Source organism: Micromonospora sonchi, from assembly GCF_014646235.1.
Classification (GTDB): domain Bacteria; phylum Actinomycetota; class Actinomycetes; order Mycobacteriales; family Micromonosporaceae; genus Micromonospora; species Micromonospora sonchi.
On record NZ_BMNB01000001.1, the window covers coordinates 1 to 19,111 of the forward strand.

Genomic DNA, 19,111 nt, shown 5'->3' on the forward strand with positions numbered 1-19,111 from the left:
CCAGCAGCATCCCGATCCGTTCCCGGGCGGTCTTCTTACCCCTGGCATGCTGCTTCTGCACCGCGCGGGCCGACCCGGCGTGTGCCGCTTCCTCGACCCGACGCGTCAGGTCCGCCAACTTACCCGCGGTGCTGTGGATGCTGATCCCCGCCTCGGTAGCCACTCAGGGAATATAACGATGGTTCAGGTCAGTCGACGGTGTGCGGTGCGCCTCAGTGGCGCAGTCGTAGGCTGGCGGGATGCCGCGTTCGCCGTACACCGATCTGGATCGCCCGCCGCTGTCGGCGGCGCGGCTGCGCCGGGCGCTGGTCGCGCCGTACGGCCCGTGGGCACGTTTGGAGCTGCGTACCGAGACCGGCTCCACCAACGCCGATGTCACCGCGGCAGCCCAGGCCGGGGAGCCGGAGGGCCTGGTCGTGGTCGCCGAGCAGCAGACCGCGGGGCGGGGGCGGCGCGGGCGGGCCTGGCAGTCACCGCCGCGCGCCGGCATCGCGACCAGCGTGCTGCTGCGGCCCGGACAGGCCGCTCCGGACCGCGGCTGGCTGCCCGCACCACCCGCGAGGTACGGCTGGCTGCCGTTGCTGGCCGGCGTGGCGCTGGTCGAGGCGGTGAACCGGTTGGCCGAGCTGGACGCCGTCCTGAAGTGGCCGAACGACCTGCTCATCGGCGGGGCCAAGTGCGCCGGGATCCTCGCCGAGGCGGTGCCCGGCCCCATGCCCGGCGACCCGCCCGCGGTCGTGCTCGGTGTCGGGCTGAACGTCACGCTGCGCGCCGACGAGTTGCCGGAACACCCGACCGGTCTGCCGGCCACCTCGCTGCACCTGGCCGGCGCCACCGCCACCGACCGGGATCCGCTGCTGCGCGCGCTGCTCCGCTCCCTCGCCGACTGGTACGCCCGCTGGCGGTCCGCTGGCGGCGACGCGACGGCCAGCGGCCTGCGCGACGCGTACCTGGCGGTGTGTGACACCGTCGGCCGCGAGGTCCGCGCCCTGCTTCCCGACGGCACCACCCGCATCGGCACCGCCACCACCATCGACCAGGACGGCCACCTACTCCTGACCACCCCCCCTCCCACCCCCACTACCCACTCCATCCCCGCCGCCGACCTCCTCCACCTCCGCTGACCCCCACCTCCTCGCCGATCTTGCACTTTTTGTCGGGGCAAATCGGGCCGTACGCTGCAAAACGGCGACCGAAAGTGCAAGATCGCGGAGTCCGGAGGGTGGCGCGTGGCCGGGTGGTGGATGTGGCGAGTGGCGGTGGGGGGTTAGCGTCTGCGCGTCCGGTTCTGCGAGGAGGTTTCCGTGGCGTTTCCCGAGGACGTGCTCACCGAGGACGAGCACGTCGTGCTGCACCTGCACCCACACTGGAAGGCCCTGATCCGGCCGGTGGCGGTGCTGGTGCTCGCCATCGCCGCGGTGGCGGCCGGTGTCCTGTTTCTCCCCTCCGGCGGGGGTGGCTCGATAACGCTCGCCGTGATCGGTGGCCTGTCCGTGCTGGCGGTGTTGTGCCTGACCCTCTGGCCCTACATCTCCTGGCGCACCACGCACTACCTGTTCACCAACGAGCGGGTGGTGCTCCAGCACGGGGTCTTCTCCCGGGAACGGCGGGACATCCCGCTCAGTCGGGTCAACGACCACTCGATGAACCAGCGTTTCGCCGGGCGCCTGCTGGGCTACGGCACCCTGACCATCGAGTCGGCCGGTGAGCGGGGCCAGTCCGTGCTGGTCGACGTGCCGAAGGTGGACCGGGTCCAGACGAAGCTCTACGAACTCGTCGAGGCGTTCCACGACAAGCACTCGCTGGGCGACGGTGAGTTGCGCGAGATCCTCGCCGAGCGCGACCGGAGTGCCGGTGCCTGACCAACCCGTCGACCTCTTGCCCGGCTGACCCGCACGCCCGCCGGTCAAACGAGGGCGGTCGGGTCAGCGGCGGCGGAAGCGGCGTGACGTCGGGGCGGCCTGGAATTGGGCCAGTTCGGCTTCGAAGTCCCTGTCCAGCGCTGCGGTCAGTTCGGCCTCGGTACTCAGCGACCTGGCCCTGGGCTGGAGCGGCCGGGGGGTGAGGCCCGGCTGCCCGGCCGGTGGCTCCTCTTCCTCCAACTCCGTGACGGACTCGGCGAGGTCGGCGACGGGGTCCATCCCGGCCATCGTGTCCCACTCGTCGCGCGGCAGGCCCTGCCACGTCTGAGCGGCCTCCGGGGGCGCCGCGGGCTGGAAGACGAAGGTGCGGTACGACCAGAAGCGGAACAGGGTCGCCAGCACCACACCGCCGGTCTTGGCGATGTTCAACGCCAACAGGCCGGTCACGCCCAGTCCGTACTTGGCGGCGGCGAGTACGCCGAGTTCGATCAGCAGGCCCACACCGTTGAAAAAGAAGAAAAGAACGTATTCGCGACGTAGGGCAGATTTAGGACGATCCCGGTACGTCCAGTGCCGATTCATCAGATACGACGTGATGGTCGCCACCACGGTGGCAACCGCCGTCGCCTTCAGTTGGCCGTCGACGAAAACGGTGAGTGCAAGCGCGTTGAACACGGCGTAATTGATGACCGTGTTGATGCCGCCGACCAGGCCGAATTTGAACGCCTCGTGGAGAAACTTCTGCCAGCGCTCAGGCAGCAGTCGGGCGAGAGGCATGGAAAACACCTTAGGGCAGTGGGCTGAGGTCGGCTGGTTTCGTCCGGGTCGGTGGGCGACAGCTCACGCCCGGGGATCCCGGTTCACTTCCGCGACGGTTGGAGTTCCCGGTTCCACGAAGACGAACCGCCGGTACGACCAGAAGCGGAACATCGTCCCGAGCCCGGTGCCCACGACGTAGCTGGCGATGTTGTCGGCGAGTCGGTTCTGGAAGATCTCCGGCCAGATGCTGCCGAGCCCGTACCGGCTGATGGCCAGGCAGGCGACCGCGATGCCCAGGCCGACCGCGTTGAAGACGAAGAACAGGGCGTACTCACGGGCCGGGTTGGAGCGCTTGCGGTGCCGCCAGGTCCAGAACCGGTTGCCCAGGAAGGCGAAGGTCGCCGCGACCACCGTGGAGATGGTCTTCGCGGTGAGCTGCTCGACGCCCTGCGGGCCGATCAGGTAGTTGAACAGGACGAAGTCGAGGAGGAAGGCGACCCCGCCCACGGTGGCGAACTTGCTCAACTCCCGTACGAGATGACCGAACCGGTCCAGCAGCGAATGCACCAGGCCCGGGCGGGTCGGCGGGGAGTCGGACTCCCCGGTCATCGTGGCGGCCACCGTGCGAGCGTACCGGTTGGCGGCCACGTGGACGGGTAGCAACGGCCAGCGGGGGCCACCGGGACGGCGAGACGAACGAGCACGAACGGAGCGTAACCGCCGGCTGTGGACTCCGGAGTTGCTTGTCCTCGCGGTCGTCTGGTCGCGGAGCCTCGGCACCGGCCCGAGCCTGGCGCGCCCCAGCGAAGGTCCGCCGCAGGATTTGCGTGAAGCTGCGCGCGAAAGCGGGTAAAGGCTCGTGAAGCCGCAGCGTGGCCGTACCTTGTGCAGTTGTTCACAACCGGTCCCACTGACTGACGAGGTCCACCGGTTTACGCTGAGCCCAATCCCGGGTTTCCACGAGGCGACGCAGTGCGCCGCCGATACTCGTGCACTCCATAGACCGGTCAGCGTCGACCACAAGGAGATGTGTCATGGTTGCTCCGGCCACCGTTCGGGGTATCGATCAGGCCCCGACTTCCCACCCCAAACTGCTCGCCTGGGTCCGTGAGGTCGCTGAACTGACCACCCCTGACCAGGTTGTCTGGGTGGACGGGTCCGATCAGGAATGGCGTCGGCTCACCGACGGGCTGGTCGAGGCGGGAACTCTCGTCCGCCTGAATCCCGAAAAGAAGCCCAACTCGTTCTACGCGCGGACGGATCCGACGGACGTCGCGCGGGTCGAGGAGCGTACGTTCATCTGCTCCGTCGACGAGGCGGACGCCGGACCCACCAACAACTGGATGGCGCCCGCCGAGATGAAGCGCGTCATGACGGATCTGTACCGCGGTTCGATGCGTGGGCGGACGATGTACGTCATCCCGTTCGTCATGGGCCCGGTCGAGGCCGAGAACCCGATGTTCGGCGTGGAGATCACGGACAGCCCGTACGTGGTCGCCTCCATGCGGATCATGACGCGGATGGGTGCCAAGATCCTTGAGGCGATGGGCGACGACGCGGACTTCGTACACGCGCTGCACTCGATCGGCGCGCCGCTGGCCCCGGGGCAGCAGGACATCGTCTGGCCGTGCAACGACACGAAGTACATCTCGCACTTCCCGGAGACCCGGGAGATCTGGTCCTTCGGCTCCGGCTACGGAGGCAACTCACTGCTCGGCAAGAAGTGCTACTCGCTGCGGATCGCCAGTGTGATGGGACGCGACGAGGGCTGGCTCGCCGAGCACATGCTGATTCTCAAGATCACCTCCCCGGAGGGGCGGGTCTACCACGTCGCCGGGGCGTTCCCCTCGGCCTGTGGCAAGACCAACCTGGCCATGCTCGAGCCGACCATCCCGGGCTGGAAGGTCGAGACGATCGGCGACGACATCGCCTGGATGCGGTTCGGCCCGGACGGCCGGCTGTACGCGGTCAACCCCGAGTACGGCCTCTTCGGCGTCGCGCCGGGCACCGGGTGGAAGAGCAACGCCAACGCGATGCGGACGCTGGACCGGGGCAATTCCATCTTCACCAATGTCGGCCTCACCGACGACGGGGACGTCTGGTGGGAGGGCATGGGTGACCCGCCCGCCCACCTGATCGACTGGAAGGGCCGGGACTGGACGCCGGAGAGCGATGAGCTCTCCTCGCACGCCAACAGCCGGTTCTGCACCCCGATCACGCAGTGCCCGATCCTCGCCGAGGACTACTACAACCCCAACGGGGTGCCGATCGACGCGATCCTGTTCGGCGGCCGGCGCCGCGACACCGTTCCGCTGGTGACCGAGGCCCGGGACTGGGCGCACGGCGTCTACCTGGGCGCCACGCTCTCCTCGGAGACCACCGCCGCCGCCTCCGGCGCGGTGGGCGTGGTCCGCCGCGACCCGATGGCGATGTTGCCGTTCATCGGCTACCACGCCGGCGACTACTTCCGGCACTGGATCGAGATGAGCAAGGGTGCCGACGGCGACGAGTCGAAGCTGCCGCGGATCTACTACGTCAACTGGTTCCGCAAGGACCCGGAGGGCAACTTCCTCTGGCCCGGCTTCGGCGAGAACGCCCGGGTGCTCAAGTGGATCATCGAGCGGATCGAGGGCCGGGCGGACGCCGTGGAGACCCCGATCGGGATGGTCCCCGCGCCGGACGCCCTCGACGTCGAGGGCCTGGACATGACCCCGGAGGACGTCCGGATCGCCCTGAAGGTCGACCCGGGCGAGTGGCGGAACGAACTGCCGCTCGTCACCGAGTGGTTCGAGAAGTTCGGCGACAAGCTGCCCGGCGTGCTGTGGGCCGAGTTGGACGCCCTGCGGGCCCGACTCGACGCGGAGCAGCCGCAGCGGGGGGTGTGATTCACGCCCGGTCCGGGCAGCATCGAATGCCATGAGGACGGCCGCCGAGACCGAGGTCCGGCGGCCGTCCGCCGGGGGCTATCGGGGATACCGGAGGAGGGGGAGATGCGCGACGAGTTCGACGTGGTGGTGGTCGGGGCGGGGCCGGCCGGGGCGGCTGCCGCGTTGGCGGCCCGGCGGGCAGGGGCCGGTGTGCTCCTGCTGGACCGCGCCGACTTCCCGCGGGACAAGGCGTGCGGTGACGGCATCGCCGCGCACGCCCTGGACGTACTCGCCGAACTGGGGGTGGCCGACGCCGTGGCCGGCCATCCGCCGGTGCCGGCGCTGCGGCTGGTCGCCCCGGGTGGCGGTGCGGTGGCCCGGGCGCTGCCGAGGCCCGCGTACACGGTGCCGCGGCAGGTCTTCGACGCCCGGCTGGTGGCGGCGGCGGTCGACGCCGGTGCGCTGCTGCGCCGTCGTGCGGTGCGCCGGGTCGAGGCGCGGCCCGATCGGGTGGTACTCGACGGTGAGATCTCCGCGCGGGTGCTCGTCGGCGCGGACGGCGCCGGGTCCGTGGTCCGCCGGGCGTTGGGTCAGCGCGCCAATCCCGATCGTCACCTGGCGCTGGCGATCCGGGGATACGCACCCGCACCGCCCGGTCCGCCGGTGCAGCTCATCGTCACCTCGGCCGCCCGTTGGCCGGCGTACGCCTGGTCCTTTCCGATCGGTGACGGCCGCGCGAACGTCGGTTACGGGGAGGTGCTGCGGGGTGAGGCGCTGAGCCGGGCCCATCTGCTCGACCGGCTCGCCGCCCTGCTACCCGGCACCGAACCGGGAAGGGTGACCGGGCTGCGGGCCCACCACCTGCCGCTGTCCACCTTCCGGCCGGTGCCCGGACGCGGTCGGGTACTCCTCGCCGGCGACGCGCTGTCGCTGATCAACCCGTTCACCGGTGAGGGGATCTTCTACGCGCTGCGCTCCGGCGCCCTCGCCGGCGTGGCCGCGGCCAGCGCACCCGAGCAGGCCGCCCGGCGGTACGCGCTGACGCTGCGCCGCCGGCTCGGTACCCACCTGTGGCACAGCTCGATGGCGGCCTGGCTGGCCCGGCATGTCCGGATCGTCGACGCGGCGGTGCGGGCGGCCGGTCGGGACGAGCGGGTCTTCGACACGGTGGTCGAACTGGGGCTGGGCGATGGTCTGCTGAACGGGAGGACGTTGGGACTGATCGCTCTCGGCCTCTCGGCGCGGCATCGGCCACCGACACACTGATCCGCGTGCCGGCTCGCTACTCTGCAAGTGATGACTCTGCGGAAACTTCTCTACTCCGTGTACGAGCGGCGGCTGACGGCCAAGCTCGCGGGTTGCCCGGTGCCCCGTCACGTCGGCGTGATGTGTGACGGCAACCGCAGGTGGGCCCGGGAGATGGGCTTTGTCGACCCGAACGACGGGCACCGCATGGGCGCCGAGCGGATAAAGGAGCTCCTGCGCTGGTGTGATGCGGCCGGCGTGGGGCACGTGACGCTCTGGTTGCTCTCCACCGACAACCTGTCCCGGCCGGCGGCGGAGCTGGATCCGCTGCTCAAGATCATCGAGGATCTGACCACCGAGTTGGCCGAGGAGACCAATCCCTGGCGGCTGCGCATGGTGGGCGCGCTCGACGTCCTGCCGGCGGGCCTCGCGGCGGCCCTCAAGGCCGCCGAGGAGCGGACCCGGGAACGCTCCGGCGCCGCCCAGGTGAACATCGCGGTCGGGTACGGCGGCCGGCGGGAGATCATCGACGCGGTGCGCTCGCTCCTGCTGGAACAGGCGGCGAACGGCGGCACGCTGGAGGAACTGGCCGGGTCGCTGGACGCCGACGACATCTCGGAGCACCTGTACACCCGGGGCCTGCCGGATCCGGATCTGATCATCCGGACCAGTGGGGAGCAGCGCCTCTCGGGCTTCATGCTCTGGCAGTCGGCGCATTCGGAGTTCTACTTCTGCGAACTGAACTGGCCGGACTTCCGCCGGGTCGACTTTCTCCGCGCACTGCGCTCGTACGCGAACCGCCAGCGCCGCTACGGGGTCTGACCGGCCACCCCTCAGGTGAGGTGGTGGACGGCTGTGGTCAGGAAATCACCCAGCGCGGCCGGCGAGTCGATGGTGAGATCGGCGGCCTCGGCCACCTCGTGCCCGGTCTCGGGGTTGGCGACGGCGACGCAGACGCCCAGGAAGTCCGGATCGGCGGCGGCCCGGGCCCGCAGCGCGGCGAACGCCTTGATGTCGGAGACGTCGTCGCCGAAGTACCAGGCTCCGCCCGTCCCCTGCACCAGTTCGTCGATCACCATGCCCTTGTCCCGGTCGACCGGCGGCTTGACCTCCAGCACCATCCGCCCGACCTGTACCCGTAGGCCGAGGCGTTCGGCCTGCGCGTGCCCCCACTCCTCGACGGTGGCGGCGAGGTGCGGTGCGGTGCGCCAGTGCAGGGCCACGGAGAGCCGCTTGTACTCGACGAGGGTGCCCGGCGGCAGCTCGGCGCGGGCCAGGTCGGCGAGTTGGGCCATGGTGGGCACCCACGGCAGGGCGGCCGGCTCGGTCACGGTGGGACCGCCGGAGTGGCTGTGCTCCAGGCCGTAGAGCCCGTAGAGGTCGACGCCGGGCAGCCCGTCGAAGTGGTCCCGGAGGAACTCCACCGGCCGGGCGGAGACGATCGCGACCCGCCGTACCACCCGGGCGAGTGCCTCGATGGCGGCCAACACCTTCGGTGCGGGCTGTACCTTCGTCGGATCGTCGGCGACCGGCGCGAGTGTGCCGTCGAAGTCGAAGAAGAGGATTGTCTCGGTCGCCCGGTCGGCGGTGGTTCGCCAGGCCAGGTCGGCGTTCAGCGGGATCTTCGGCTGGGAGCTGTTCAGGTTCAACGGTGGCACGCGCGACAGCGTACCCCGGGTTCCGCGGGTCAATCCCGGCGTGGAAGTTGCGCGCGGCGGCGGTGGGATCAGCGTTCCGCGGCCCCCCGCCCTCGGCGTCCGAACGGCACCACGGCTGCCTCCTGACCGTGGCTGAGCAGGTAACCCTCCACGAAACCGGTGTTCCGATCGCCGGTGTGCGCCTCGATTTCGCGGAGCCGCTCCACCAGGAACTCGGTGAGCGCGGTGAGCCGGTCGTTGAGCCGGTCGTGCAACTCGGCGACCACGGCCAGGATGACCGAGGTGCCTGCGGTGACGAGCGCGAGGAGGTTCACGAGCAGGGGTAACTCCCCGCCGTTCAGGGCCAGGGTCACCGCGTTTCCGGTGGCGCACAGCGTCAACGAGACCGTTGCGACCACGACTGTCAACCACTTCAGGGTCATGAGAGACCCTCCTTCTGTCCCGCAGGGCTGGGTTCGGCCTTGTCCCGTCCCCCCGCCGACGACGAGCCCAAGCAGTACGAATACGGACGCTAGCGCGCCCGTTCCGGCCCCGTAGCGAAACGAATGATCCTGACCTGCCGTTCTTTCGCCATCTGAGGAACTAGCCGGCCGCGTCCCCTCGTTTTCGGACATTCGTCGGAAGGGTCGGACGGTATGCGAGGTAACGGATGGTTTCTCGGATGTGGAATTTCTCCGCGTCCGAGACCTCCGGGTCGACCAGTCGGCGCAGCAACGCCTCGACGTCGGGATCCATCGGCGGCGGGGTCGGGGCGTCCCGGGGGGAGGTCTTGCGGTCCCAGCCCAGTGCCGCGAACGCCGCGGCGGGGTCGAGGCCGAGGCCCTCGCAGAACGAAGCCACCCGTTCGGCGGCCGGGTCGCTCGCCCAGTCGCCACGGACCCAGCGGTTGATCGTCTGGCGCGAGACGCCGGTGCGCCGGGCCACCTCGGTGCCGCTCCAGGCCCGGGTCGCGCGGGCCTCGGCGAGGGCCCGCCGGACGAAGGTGGCGAAGGCGATCTTCCGCGCGTTGGCCGTCTCGGTCACCTCGTGACCGTACGGCTGGCCGGCCTGATCGGAGGCCCCCGGCGTGCCTTTGTCACGCTTGCGTGACGCCGGGGCCGGCTGTCGGGTTACCGATGTAGCACTGTTGTCGAGGGGTGTCACCTGGGCAGGATAGATGTGCGTAGGTGTAGAGGCAAACAAGGGGAAAGCTGCTACTGTCACGTGCATGGGACAACCTACGGTGTGTCACGCGCATGAGACGAGTGGTCGTCGCCAGCGTCACGCGCCCGGTCCGAGGGGGGCCTGGTGACCGAACTCGCCACCCGCGCCCAGGCCTTTGGTCTGGTCGCAGCGGGCGTCGCGGCCGGGTTGAGCGCGCCCTGGCGCCTCTACCTTGCTCGGGGCTGTCGCTACCTCTCGTTGAGCGTCGGCGACCGGGCCGAATGGAACTCCTGGCGGACCCACCTCGGCTGCCCGGAACTCAGCGTCCGGGTCTACGACGCCGGTGGGGAGATACGCCGGTCGTCGGTGGCCGAAGTGGTCCTGGACGGCTGCCGGATCAGTGTCGAGCTGGTGGAGGAGATCGGCACCGACGATCTCGACCGGTTGCTGGTCGCCGACCCCACCACGATCGAGCCGGAGGAGCGATGAGGCGCGCGCGAGGGATCGGAGCGGCCGGATGAGCCCCTTCCTCGCGATCTTCCTGGTCCTCGTGCTCGCCGCCACGAGTTACGCCGCCGGGCGGCTGCACGGGCAGCTCAGCTACCGGATCGGCTACCGCTTCGGCTATCGGCAGGGCTACTTCGACGGTGACCGCGGGGCGTGGAACCGACGCCGCCGGGAGGCCCAGGCCGCGATCGCCTCCGCCCTCGCCGTCACGACGCCCCCCGCCACCCGGGTCTCCGCCACGGTGGTTCGCTCGGGCACCACGTACACCGGATCGTCGTTCGCGGAGCCGGCCGCCTCGGTCACCGGGCGGCACCCGACCGGCACCCTCGTTCGACGGAACGGCTGAGACCGGTCGACGGGCCTCGGCCCGTCTCGCCGCGGCGCGCCGTCTCCGACGGGCCGGCGCCGCCGGGGCCACGGTCAGACCGGTGACGGTGGCTCCACCGGCCGGGATGCGCGCAGGGGGCATGCATCCCGGCCGGTTCATCCAGGGCACTAGCCGGGACGGGATGCGGGCAGCTAGCGTCTAGGCATGGCGCGGGGTTGGCCCGGGCCAGCCGGCCCACCCGGCCTGCGACCTCGCGCACGGGGCCCGCATCCGACCCCGTGTCCGCCGGGCACCGGAGGAGGCGGACCGCGGGTGGCCGGGTGCCCATCCGCCGGAGCAGGCCTGTGACGACTCGCCGTACGACCGCCGGTGCCGACCAGGGGCCGGCCGCGACTGCCACGACCCGCCGCACCACCCGGAGCCGCCGTGCCGCGGCCACCGGGCGGGCCGACACCAGGGAGCCCCGACCAGCGGGCCAATCCTTCGTTCTGGACACCTCCGTCCTGCTCAGTGATCCGGCGGCGTTCCACCGCTTCGCCGAGCACGAGGTGGTGCTCCCCCTGGTGGTGATCTCCGAACTGGAGGGCAAGCGACATCACCCCGAGCTGGGCTGGTTCGCCCGGCAGTCGCTGCGCATGTTGGACGAGTTGCGGGTGCGCCATGGCCGGCTGGATCAGCCCGTACCCGCCAACGAGGACGGCGGCACGCTGCGGGTGGAGCTCAACCACACCGACGACGGGGTGCTGCCACCGGGGTTCCGCAACGAGTCCAACGATGCTCGGATCCTCTCCGTCGCGCTGAACCTCGCCGCCGAGGGGCGGGAGGTGACGCTGGTCAGCAAGGACATGCCGTTGCGGGTGAAGGCCGCCTCGGTCGGGCTGCGCGCCGACGAGTACCGGCACGGCCAGGCGAGCGATCCGACCTGGACCGGGATGGCCGAGCTGGAACTGGGCGAGGACGCGATCGCCCAGCTCTACGGCGGCGAGACCATCGACGCGGACGCGGCGGCCGGGCTGCCCTGCCACACCGGCCTGGTGTTGCACTCGACCCGGGGTTCGGCGCTCGGCCGGGTGCTCCCGGACAAGACCGTCCGGCTGGTGCGCGGCGACCGTGAGGCGTTCGGCGTGCACGGGCGCTCCGCCGAGCAGCGGATCGCCCTCGATCTGCTGCTCGACGAGTCGATCGGCATCGTCTCGCTCGGCGGCCGGGCCGGCACCGGAAAGTCGGCCCTCGCCCTCTGTGCCGGCCTGGAGGCGGTGATGGAGCGCCGCCGGCACAAGAAGGTGATCGTTTTCCGCCCGCTGTACGCCGTCGGCGGCCAGGAACTGGGCTACCTGCCCGGCTCGGAGTCGGAGAAGATGTCGCCCTGGGCGCAGGCGGTCTTCGACACGCTCGGTGCCGTGGTGCACGAGAACGTGATGGAGGAGGTCGTCTCGCGCGGGCTGCTCGAGGTGCTGCCGCTGACCCACATCCGCGGCCGGAGCCTGCACGACGCCTTCGTCATCGTCGACGAGGCCCAGTCGCTCGAGCGTGGGGTCCTGCTGACCGTGCTCTCCCGGATCGGTCAGGGCTCCCGGGTGGTGCTGACCCACGACGTCGCCCAGCGGGACAATCTCCGGGTCGGTCGGCACGACGGCGTGACCGCGGTGATCGAAGCGCTGAAGGGCCATCAGCTCTTCGCGCACGTCACGCTGAGCCGTTCGGAGCGGTCGCCGATCGCCGCGATGGTGACGGATCTGCTGGAGGACATCCCGTAACGATGCCCGCTTCAACCCTTTTCGGGGCGATTGCCTGAGTGACCCACATCACAATTGATCCCGAGCGTTTCCCATCAGCCTCACTGTGCGCGATTGTGTCCCACGGGCTCCCCACGCACCTTGCGTATCGCTGGTGATCGTTCACCCCGGAAGGGGACGGACGGCTCGCCGGCAGGCGGACCGGTGCGTCGACGGTGACCGGCTACCCCCGGTCACGGGTGCCCGCGGCGCGCTTCCGTCCAGGACGGGCTGTGGTCACGCCGCGTCCCTGACCCCGACGAAGGGATCACCTCGTGAGTCGGCCGTGGAGCCGGTTCGTTGCCCGCGGCGCTGCTGTAGCGCTGCTCTCCGTGGGCGTGGCCGGCGGTTTCTATCTCAGCGAGGATCGTGAGTCGCTGCGCACCGATGCCGGGGCGCAGGTGGCCGGTAGCGTCACCCAGATCGACGTCGACTACCGGCAGGAACAGCAGGTCTCCCGCCAGGTGCGGGCCGCGCGGCAGCAGGCCGCCGAGGTCAGGAAGCGGGCCCGGGCCGCCGCCGAGAGGGCCCGCAAGGCCGAGGAGGCGGCGCGCAAGAAGGCCGCCGAGGAGAAGGCGGCCAAGGAGGCCGCAGAGCGGGCCCTCAAGCCGTACGACGGCCCGGTTCCGGCCTCCTGCAAGGAGTACGGCGGCAACCGGAAGACCGGCTGCGCGCTGATGATCGACGCGGGTTTCAAGATCGACCAGTTCCCCTGCCTGGACCGGCTGTGGAACAAGGAGAGCGGCTGGAACCCGAAGGCCCACAACCGGTCCTCCGGTGCGTACGGCATTCCACAGGCGGTGCCGGGCAGCAAGATGGCCTCGGTCGGCGCCGACTGGGAGACCAACCCGGTGACCCAGATCAAGTGGGGGCTCGGCTACATCGAGGGCCGCTACAGCACCCCCTGCAACGCCTGGACGCACTCGCAGAACAAGGGATGGTACTGACCTGACCACGCCGACGGGCGGGGGCCAACCGGGTGACCGGCGGCCCCCGCCCGTCGGCTGTCACCCGCAACCGCGGCGGGCCGGGTCGGTTCGGCAATGTCCCGGACGGGCGGTGGGTCGGCTCGGCGGGGCGAAAAGTGGCGGCTGTCGTCGTTTGCTGATAGCTCTTGACGGGTGACCCTGCACCCGGGAAGCGGCGACCCGCATCAGTTCGGCACCGAGGCCTTCTACGCGTCCATCGGCCGGGCCTTCGTCGCCATGTGCGCGGTGGTGCCGGTGCTGTTCCTGATCGAGGGCCTCGACCAGTGGCTCGGTGCCGGGTTCGACGCCGCCGCCGGCATCATCCCGCAGCGCATCGACGGCCTGGACGGCGTCTTCTTCTCGCCGTTCCTGCACCACGGCTTCGACCACCTCTACAGCAACAGCATCCCGCTGATCCTGCTCGGCACCTTCGTGCTGGCTGCGGGTGCCCGGCGGTTCCTCTGGTCCACCCTGGTGATCGTGCTGGTCAGCGGCCTGGGTGTGTGGTTCACCGGGTCGCCCAGCACGATCGTCGTGGGCGCCAGCGGCGTGATCTTCGGCTACCTCGGCATCCTGCTGACCCGGGGCATCTTCGAGCGCAGTTGGTGGAACTTCGCCGTCTTCCTGCTGGTCGGTCTCCTCTACGGCGGTCAACTGGTCGGCGTCCTGCCGACTGACGAGCGGATCTCCTGGCAGGGGCACCTGTTCGGGTTGCTGGGCGGCATCGTGGCGGCGATCATTTTCCGCCGCCGGCGGCCCGACCTCGGCGGGCCCTACCGCTCCGAGTCGCCGATGACCATGCCCTGAACCCCCGCGTCGGACCGATCCTGCCCGGGTCACGGGCCCTACCGATCGCCCCGTCCCGCGACCCGGCCGCCGAGCGCGGCGATCGCCACGGCGACGAGGGTGAGCAGGGCCCCGAGAAGGGTGGTCCCGTCCGGGCGAGAGGCCGCCGTGGGAAGCAGCACGTCCAGCAGCACCGCGCCGACCACCTGGCCGGCGATGGTGGCCAGGCCGAGCAGGAGTACGCCGGTGAAGTGGACCACCGCCGCGGCCACCGCGATGAACGCCACACCGATCAACCCGCCGAGGTAGAGCCAGGGTTCGCTGGGCAGGCTCCCGGGCGGTCCACCGCGCAGGGCGAGGCTGACGCCGAACGCGACCAGCAGCACGACCGTGCCGACGGTGAAGTTGACCAGAGTGGCGGTCAGGGTGCTGCCCGAGACCATCCGGACCCGTCCGTTCACCGCCTGCTGCCAGGCCACCCCGACACCGGCCAACAGGGGTAGCACGGCCAGGCCGACAGTTGCCGGCTGGCCCAGCCGGTCGCCGACGGCCAGCAGCACCGCGGCCACGGTCAGCACCGCTCCGCCCAGCCGGGCGGCGGTCACCGGTTGCCGGCCGCCGACGCCGATGCCGGCGTGGTCGACGGCCAGACTGCTGCCCGACTGTCCGGCGACCACCGCCACGGTGAACACGGCCACACCCAGAGCGCCGACGGTGGCGCCCTGGGTGAACACCAGGAACGCCCCGCACGCGCCGCCGAGACACTGCCAGGGGCGCAGCGTGCCGCTGGTGAGCGCGTCGCGCAGGGCGCGCAGCCCGCGTCGCCCGCCGCGGGTGGCGGGCACCAGCACCGACAACACCAGCAGGCCCAGCCCGAACGAGACGACCGCCGCGGCGAGGCCATCGCCCAGCCGCGCGCCCAACTCCCCGTTGATCCGCGACTGGACGGCCACGGCGAACCCGCCGACCGTCGCCAGTCCCACCGCGCCGGCCCGGCGGCGCGCCGAGAACATCGGCGCGGCCACCGTCACAGCCGCACTCACACCATCACGTCTGCTCGGCCAGTGGTCGCCCGTCGAAGTCCACCGCCGAGTAGAGCGCCAGCTTCTCCAACCGGTGGTACGAGTCGATCACCCGAATCGTGCCGCTCTTGGAGCGCATCACGATCGACTGGGTGTACGCGCCACCGGACCGGTAACGCACCCCGCGCAGCAGATCGCCGGAGGTGATGCCGGTGGCCACGAAGAAACAGTTGTCGCCGGCGACCAGGTCGTCGGTGGTGAGCACCCGGTCCAGATCGTGCCCGGCGGCGATCGCCTTCTCCCGCTCGGCGTCGTCGCGCGGCCAGAGCTTGGCCTGCATCATCCCGCCCATGCACTTCAGGGCGCAGGCGGCGGTGATGCCCTCCGGCGTACCGCCGATGCCCATCAACACGTCGACGCCGCTCTCGCCGCGAGCGGCGGCGATGGCACCGGCGATGTCGCCGTCGGAGATGAAGCGGATGCCCGCGCCGGCTCGGCGGATCTGGTCGACCAGCTCGTTGTGCCGGGCCCGGTCGAGGACGCAGACCGTCACCTCGGACACGTCGGTGCCCTTGACCCGGGCGATCCGGCGCAGATTCTCGGCGACTCCGGCGTTGATGTCCACGACGTCCGCGTAGATCGGGCCGACGGCGAGCTTCTCCATGTAGAACACGGCGCTCGGGTCGAACATCGCACCCCGCTCGGCGACGGCCAGCACCGCCAGGGCGTTCGGCATCCCCTTGCTCATCAGCGTGGTGCCGTCGATCGGGTCGACCGCGACGTCCACCTCCGGACCGCTGCCGTCACCGACCTCCTCGCCGTTGAAGAGCATCGGCGCGTTGTCCTTCTCGCCCTCGCCGATCACCACCACGCCCCGCATGGGAATCGAGTTGATCAGCTTGCGCATGGCGTCGACGGCGGCGCCGTCGCCGCCCTCCTTGTCGCCCCGGCCGACCCACCGGCCGGCGGCCATGGCCGCCGCCTCGGTGACCCGGACCAGGTCGAGGGCGAGGTTACGGTCGAGATTCTGGGGGGTCCTGGTGGTCGTCATCGAAACGGCTCCTCCTCGCGGCGTTGCGGGGTCGACCGGGCCGGCGGGCCAGGGTACGGCCACTGCCGGCTGTGCTCCTGATCCTCACACGATGGCGGATGCAGGGGCGGAGCGGGGCGGTGATGGGCTGGATACCGCCGGTCGGGCGGCTGCGAGAATGGTGGGGTGGAACCCGCACAGCCCGCCGACCGGGCACCCGTAGACCCGCCGTCGACCAGCGACCAGCCGGCCGTCGACCGGGCGGGCGGACCGGACGTACCCGAGGAACGATCGCACTCGGCCGTGCCACCGCCGGCCCCGCCCGCCGCCCGATCCGAGCGGTCGCCGCGGGACATGGCCATCTCGTTGCTGGTGCTGATGGTGCCGATCGTCCTGCTGCTCGCCTTCTACCGGGGATTCCTCGGCGGAGACCAGCCGAACACGGTCGACCCGGCGTCGGCCTTCGAGCAGGCGCGGTCGGCCGGGGCGTTTCCGGTGAGCGAACCGACCGGGCTGGGCGAGGGGTGGCGGACCGTACGGGCCAGCTACCGACCGGCCGAGGACGGCGCGATCCTGCGCGTGGGATACGTCACACCGGAGGGGCGGGGGCTCCAGATGGTGCAGAGCAACGTACCGCCGGAGCGATTGCTGCCCACCGAGCTGACCGACGAGGGGCAGCCGCAGGGGCAGACCGACCTCGGTGCCAGCACCTGGCAGCGGTACACCGCCCGGGGCAACGAGCAGGCGCTGGTGCTCCTCCAGCCGGGCCGCACCGTGATCGTGATCGGTGACGCCCGGGACAACGAGTTGCGGGAGATGGCCAGGGCCGTGGACTGAGCGTCCCCGGATGTCGGGCCGATCCGCTACGCTCCCCGAGTTCGATGCCCGGCCGGCACATCGACCGGGCGGTTTTTCTGGTTGAAGAGAGACAATCTGTGAACATTCGACGCTGGAGCGTGGGCCTCATCGCCGCCACGCTGCTCGTTCCTGGCGTGGCCGCCTGCAACTCCGGCACCGCCGACTCGCCCAACGCGTCCTCCTCCGAGTCGGCCGCTCCCGCCGACCCGAAGGAGGCGTTGATCGCCTCCACCAAGGGCCTGGCCGAGGGTAACTTCACGTTCACCCTCGCGGCCGACTCGATGACCGGCACGGGCGTGTTCCACAAGCCCAGCAACAGCGCCCAGATGGCGATGAAGGTGAGCGCCGAGGGCTTCGCCATGGAATTCGAGCTCATCCAGATCCAGCCGGACACCTGGGTGAAGGTCGACCTGGGTGACCTGTTCGCCGGGATCCCGGGCATGGATGCGATCAAGGACAAGTACCAGCACCTCGACGCCACCAAGGCCGCCGGGAACAAGAACCTCGACCTGCTGAAGGACGGCACCGATCCGGCCGACGCGGCAGCAATGTTCAAGGGCGTCACCGACGTGCAGAAGACCGGCGAGGGCGCGTACAGCGGCAAGGTCGACCTCACCGCGGTGAAGGACTCGGTCGCCGCCGACGAGGACATGCTCAAGGGTCTGGGCGACCAGGCCAAGGAGATCCCGTTCACCGCGAAGCTGGACGCCGAGGGCCGGCTGACCGAACTGGTCCTCTCCATGCCTGCGGCGGGCGAGATCAAGGCGCAGGAAATCAAGGTCACCTACGGCGACTACGGCACCGCGACCGCCGCCGAGAAGCCGTCGGCGGACCAGGTCATCGACGCCAACGACCAGATCTACGACATGTTCAAGTAAACGATCGGTGGTACTCGAACGGGGGCGGGCTCGGCTCGCCCCCGTTTCGTGTCCGTGGCTCCGCGTCAGGGCGGCGAGCCTGGCGGTGATTGCGCGAGCCGCTGGCAGGGAACAGGGGGAGGTGAGCCTCCGGCGCGTGCCGCGTCGGGTTGACCCTGCTGGGAGATATCGATGAGCGTACGACGAATGAGCGCGGGCCTAATGGCCGCCGCGCTGCTCACGCCCGGAGCCGCCGCCTGCGCCGCCACCGGCGACGGTACAGCCGGGGCCACTGCCACACCGTCCGCCACCGCCACCGCTCCGGACGCCGACGCCGCTCCGGCCACCGACCTCAAGCAAGCGTTGCTGGATTCCACGCGGGAGATCAGCAACGGCAACTTCCGGTTCCGGATGTCCGGCGCCGGATCCACCGCCGAGGGGCAGGTGCACCAGCCGAGCCAGAGCGCTGAGCTGCGGGTACGCATCGGCGAACCGGGTGACGACCTGGCGATGACCCTCGACCTCGTCCACGCCCGGCCGGACAGCTGGGTCAAGCTGGACCTCAGCGGTGCGGCGGCGGACGGGGTGCCCGGGCGCGACAAGCTCAACCTCGGCAAGTACCAGCATCTCGACCAGAACCGCATCCGCGGCAACCGCAACATCGGCTTCGACTTCGACCGGGTCGACCCGGCCGGCAGCGAGCTGCTCACCCAGGCTGTCACCGAGGTACGGGTTACCGGCGACGGCGCGTACGCCGGCACCATCGACGTGTCGAAGGCCGCCGAGGCCGGATCGCTCGACCAGGATCTGATCACCGTGCTCGGCGCACAGGCGAACTCGGTGCCGTTCACCGCGACGACCGACGCGCAGGGGCGGCTCACCGAGTTGGTGCTTCAGCTGCCTGCCGCCGGTGAGACGGCGGCCCAGGAGATCCGGGTCACGTACCACGACTACGGCAACGCTACGGCCGCGCAGAAGCCCTCAGCCGACCAGGTCGTCGAGGCGCCGCCGGAGCTGTACAACCTGTTCGACTGAGCGGTCGGCCCCGGGCACGCGACCCGGCACGGGCCGTGGCTCGTGCCGGGCTCAGCCCGTTGCGCTCGTGTCCCAGGCCCAACCCGTCGCGCTCGTGTCGGGCTCAGCCCGTCGTGCTCGTGTCTGGGCTCAGTCCGTTGCTTCCTGGCGGGCGGCGTCGAGGCGGGCCCGGGCACCGTCGAGCCAGCGTTGGCAGATCGCCGCCAGCGTCTCCCCGCGCTCCCAGAGCGTCAGCGACTCCTCCAGCGACGTGCCGCCGGTCTCCAGCCGCTCCACCACCGACGCGAGCTCGGCCCGGGCTTGTTCATAGCTGAGCCGCTCGTCCGGCCCGCCGCTCTCTCCATCACTCATCACCCCCATCTCAACACACCCGCCGCCCCACCCTGCCCGCCCCACACCCGCGATCTTGCA

Annotated in this window: 21 protein-coding genes and 1 pseudogene; 13 read left to right on the top strand and 9 right to left on the bottom strand. The window is 70.6% G+C overall.

Translation table 11 applies throughout. The features are described 5' to 3' along the window. A pseudogene (locus IEY61_RS00005) lies at window positions 1–163 on the bottom strand (methylmalonyl-CoA carboxyltransferase); the annotation flags it as partial. 76 nt (window positions 164–239) lie between these two features. Between IEY61_RS00005 and IEY61_RS00010 the strand changes: the two are divergent. Both IEY61_RS00010 and IEY61_RS00015 read left to right on the top strand, forming a co-directional pair. Next, window positions 240–1,124 (top strand): biotin--[acetyl-CoA-carboxylase] ligase, encoded by an 885-nt coding sequence (locus tag IEY61_RS00010; RefSeq protein WP_189040121.1) that lies wholly within the window; start codon window positions 240–242, stop codon window positions 1,122–1,124. A 180-nt stretch (window positions 1,125–1,304) separates the two neighbouring features. Beyond that, complete coding sequence (locus IEY61_RS00015) at window positions 1,305–1,862, top strand: PH domain-containing protein (protein WP_189040122.1); 558 nt, start codon at window positions 1,305–1,307, stop codon at window positions 1,860–1,862. Window positions 1,863–1,925: 63 nt separating this feature from the next. Here the strand turns inward: IEY61_RS00015 and IEY61_RS00020 are convergent, their stop codons facing one another. Both IEY61_RS00020 and IEY61_RS00025 read right to left on the bottom strand, forming a co-directional pair. Beyond that, on the bottom strand, window positions 1,926–2,639 hold the full coding sequence (locus IEY61_RS00020; RefSeq protein WP_189040123.1) for a GtrA family protein: 714 nt from the start codon (window positions 2,637–2,639) through the stop codon (window positions 1,926–1,928). Window positions 2,640–2,702: 63 nt separating this feature from the next. After that, complete coding sequence (locus tag IEY61_RS00025; RefSeq protein ID WP_189040495.1) at window positions 2,703–3,230, bottom strand: GtrA family protein; 528 nt, start codon at window positions 3,228–3,230, stop codon at window positions 2,703–2,705. Between the two features lie 425 nt (window positions 3,231–3,655). Between IEY61_RS00025 and IEY61_RS00030 the strand changes: the two genes are divergently transcribed. From IEY61_RS00030 to IEY61_RS00040, 3 genes are all read left to right on the top strand, one after another. After that, a complete protein-coding gene (locus tag IEY61_RS00030; RefSeq protein ID WP_189040124.1) occupies window positions 3,656–5,506 on the top strand; it encodes a phosphoenolpyruvate carboxykinase (GTP) in 1,851 nt (616 codons plus the stop codon). 105 nt (window positions 5,507–5,611) lie between these two features. Continuing rightward, complete coding sequence (locus IEY61_RS00035; protein WP_189040125.1) at window positions 5,612–6,754, top strand: geranylgeranyl reductase family protein; 1,143 nt, start codon at window positions 5,612–5,614, stop codon at window positions 6,752–6,754. 30 nt (window positions 6,755–6,784) lie between these two features. Further along, a complete protein-coding gene (locus tag IEY61_RS00040) occupies window positions 6,785–7,555 on the top strand; it encodes an isoprenyl transferase (protein WP_189040126.1) in 771 nt (256 codons plus the stop codon). 11 nt (window positions 7,556–7,566) lie between these two features. Here the strand turns inward: IEY61_RS00040 and otsB are convergent, their stop codons facing one another. From otsB to IEY61_RS00055, 3 genes are all read right to left on the bottom strand, one after another. Continuing rightward, on the bottom strand, window positions 7,567–8,391 hold the full coding sequence (gene otsB, locus IEY61_RS00045) for a trehalose-phosphatase (RefSeq protein WP_189040127.1): 825 nt from the start codon (window positions 8,389–8,391) through the stop codon (window positions 7,567–7,569). A 68-nt stretch (window positions 8,392–8,459) separates the two neighbouring features. After that, window positions 8,460–8,813 (bottom strand): hypothetical protein, encoded by a 354-nt coding sequence (locus tag IEY61_RS00050; RefSeq protein WP_189040128.1) that lies wholly within the window; start codon window positions 8,811–8,813, stop codon window positions 8,460–8,462. Between the two features lie 160 nt (window positions 8,814–8,973). After that, complete coding sequence (locus IEY61_RS00055; RefSeq protein ID WP_189040129.1) at window positions 8,974–9,414, bottom strand: XRE family transcriptional regulator; 441 nt, start codon at window positions 9,412–9,414, stop codon at window positions 8,974–8,976. A gap of 264 nt (window positions 9,415–9,678) precedes the next feature. Here IEY61_RS00055 and IEY61_RS00060 point away from each other — a divergent pair, with 264 nt between their 5' ends. From IEY61_RS00060 to IEY61_RS00080, 5 genes are all read left to right on the top strand, one after another. Continuing rightward, window positions 9,679–10,023, top strand: a complete 345-nt coding sequence (locus tag IEY61_RS00060) for a hypothetical protein (protein WP_189040130.1) — start codon at window positions 9,679–9,681, stop codon at window positions 10,021–10,023. Between the two features lie 28 nt (window positions 10,024–10,051). Next, on the top strand, window positions 10,052–10,387 hold the full coding sequence (locus IEY61_RS00065) for a hypothetical protein (protein ID WP_189040131.1): 336 nt from the start codon (window positions 10,052–10,054) through the stop codon (window positions 10,385–10,387). A gap of 326 nt (window positions 10,388–10,713) precedes the next feature. Next, window positions 10,714–12,126, top strand: coding sequence for an RNA 5'-3' helicase PhoH2 (gene phoH2, locus IEY61_RS00070; RefSeq protein ID WP_189040132.1), 1,413 nt, complete (start codon window positions 10,714–10,716; stop codon window positions 12,124–12,126). 293 nt (window positions 12,127–12,419) lie between these two features. Continuing rightward, window positions 12,420–13,091 (top strand): aggregation-promoting factor C-terminal-like domain-containing protein, encoded by a 672-nt coding sequence (locus IEY61_RS00075; RefSeq protein ID WP_189040133.1) that lies wholly within the window; start codon window positions 12,420–12,422, stop codon window positions 13,089–13,091. 174 nt (window positions 13,092–13,265) lie between these two features. Beyond that, the gene (locus tag IEY61_RS00080) at window positions 13,266–13,919 is read left to right on the top strand and encodes a rhomboid family intramembrane serine protease (RefSeq protein ID WP_189040134.1); all 654 of its coding nucleotides are present in this window, start codon (window positions 13,266–13,268) and stop codon (window positions 13,917–13,919) included. 38 nt (window positions 13,920–13,957) lie between these two features. Here IEY61_RS00080 and IEY61_RS00085 read toward each other — a convergent pair whose 3' ends face one another. Further along, window positions 13,958–14,911: a DMT family transporter gene (locus IEY61_RS00085; RefSeq protein ID WP_189040496.1), complete on the bottom strand. Its 954-nt coding sequence runs from the start codon at window positions 14,909–14,911 to the stop codon at window positions 13,958–13,960. 34 nt (window positions 14,912–14,945) lie between these two features. Next, entirely contained in the window at window positions 14,946–15,971 is a 1,026-nt protein-coding gene (gene glpX / locus IEY61_RS00090) for a class II fructose-bisphosphatase (protein WP_189040135.1), read from the bottom strand. Between the two features lie 165 nt (window positions 15,972–16,136). Here glpX and IEY61_RS00095 point away from each other — a divergent pair, with 165 nt between their 5' ends. The 3 genes from IEY61_RS00095 to IEY61_RS00105 all read left to right on the top strand — a co-directional run bounded on the left by IEY61_RS00095 (window position 16,137) and on the right by IEY61_RS00105 (window position 18,700). Beyond that, on the top strand, window positions 16,137–16,787 hold the full coding sequence (locus IEY61_RS00095) for a DUF4245 domain-containing protein (RefSeq protein WP_189040136.1): 651 nt from the start codon (window positions 16,137–16,139) through the stop codon (window positions 16,785–16,787). 98 nt (window positions 16,788–16,885) lie between these two features. Next, window positions 16,886–17,686, top strand: a complete 801-nt coding sequence (locus IEY61_RS00100) for a hypothetical protein (RefSeq protein WP_229705582.1) — start codon at window positions 16,886–16,888, stop codon at window positions 17,684–17,686. Between the two features lie 171 nt (window positions 17,687–17,857). Beyond that, on the top strand, window positions 17,858–18,700 hold the full coding sequence (locus IEY61_RS00105) for a hypothetical protein (RefSeq protein ID WP_189040137.1): 843 nt from the start codon (window positions 17,858–17,860) through the stop codon (window positions 18,698–18,700). Window positions 18,701–18,829: 129 nt separating this feature from the next. Here the strand turns inward: IEY61_RS00105 and IEY61_RS00110 are convergent, their stop codons facing one another. Beyond that, window positions 18,830–19,051, bottom strand: coding sequence for an exodeoxyribonuclease VII small subunit (locus IEY61_RS00110; RefSeq protein WP_189040138.1), 222 nt, complete (start codon window positions 19,049–19,051; stop codon window positions 18,830–18,832). Window positions 19,052–19,111 lie beyond the last annotated feature (60 nt).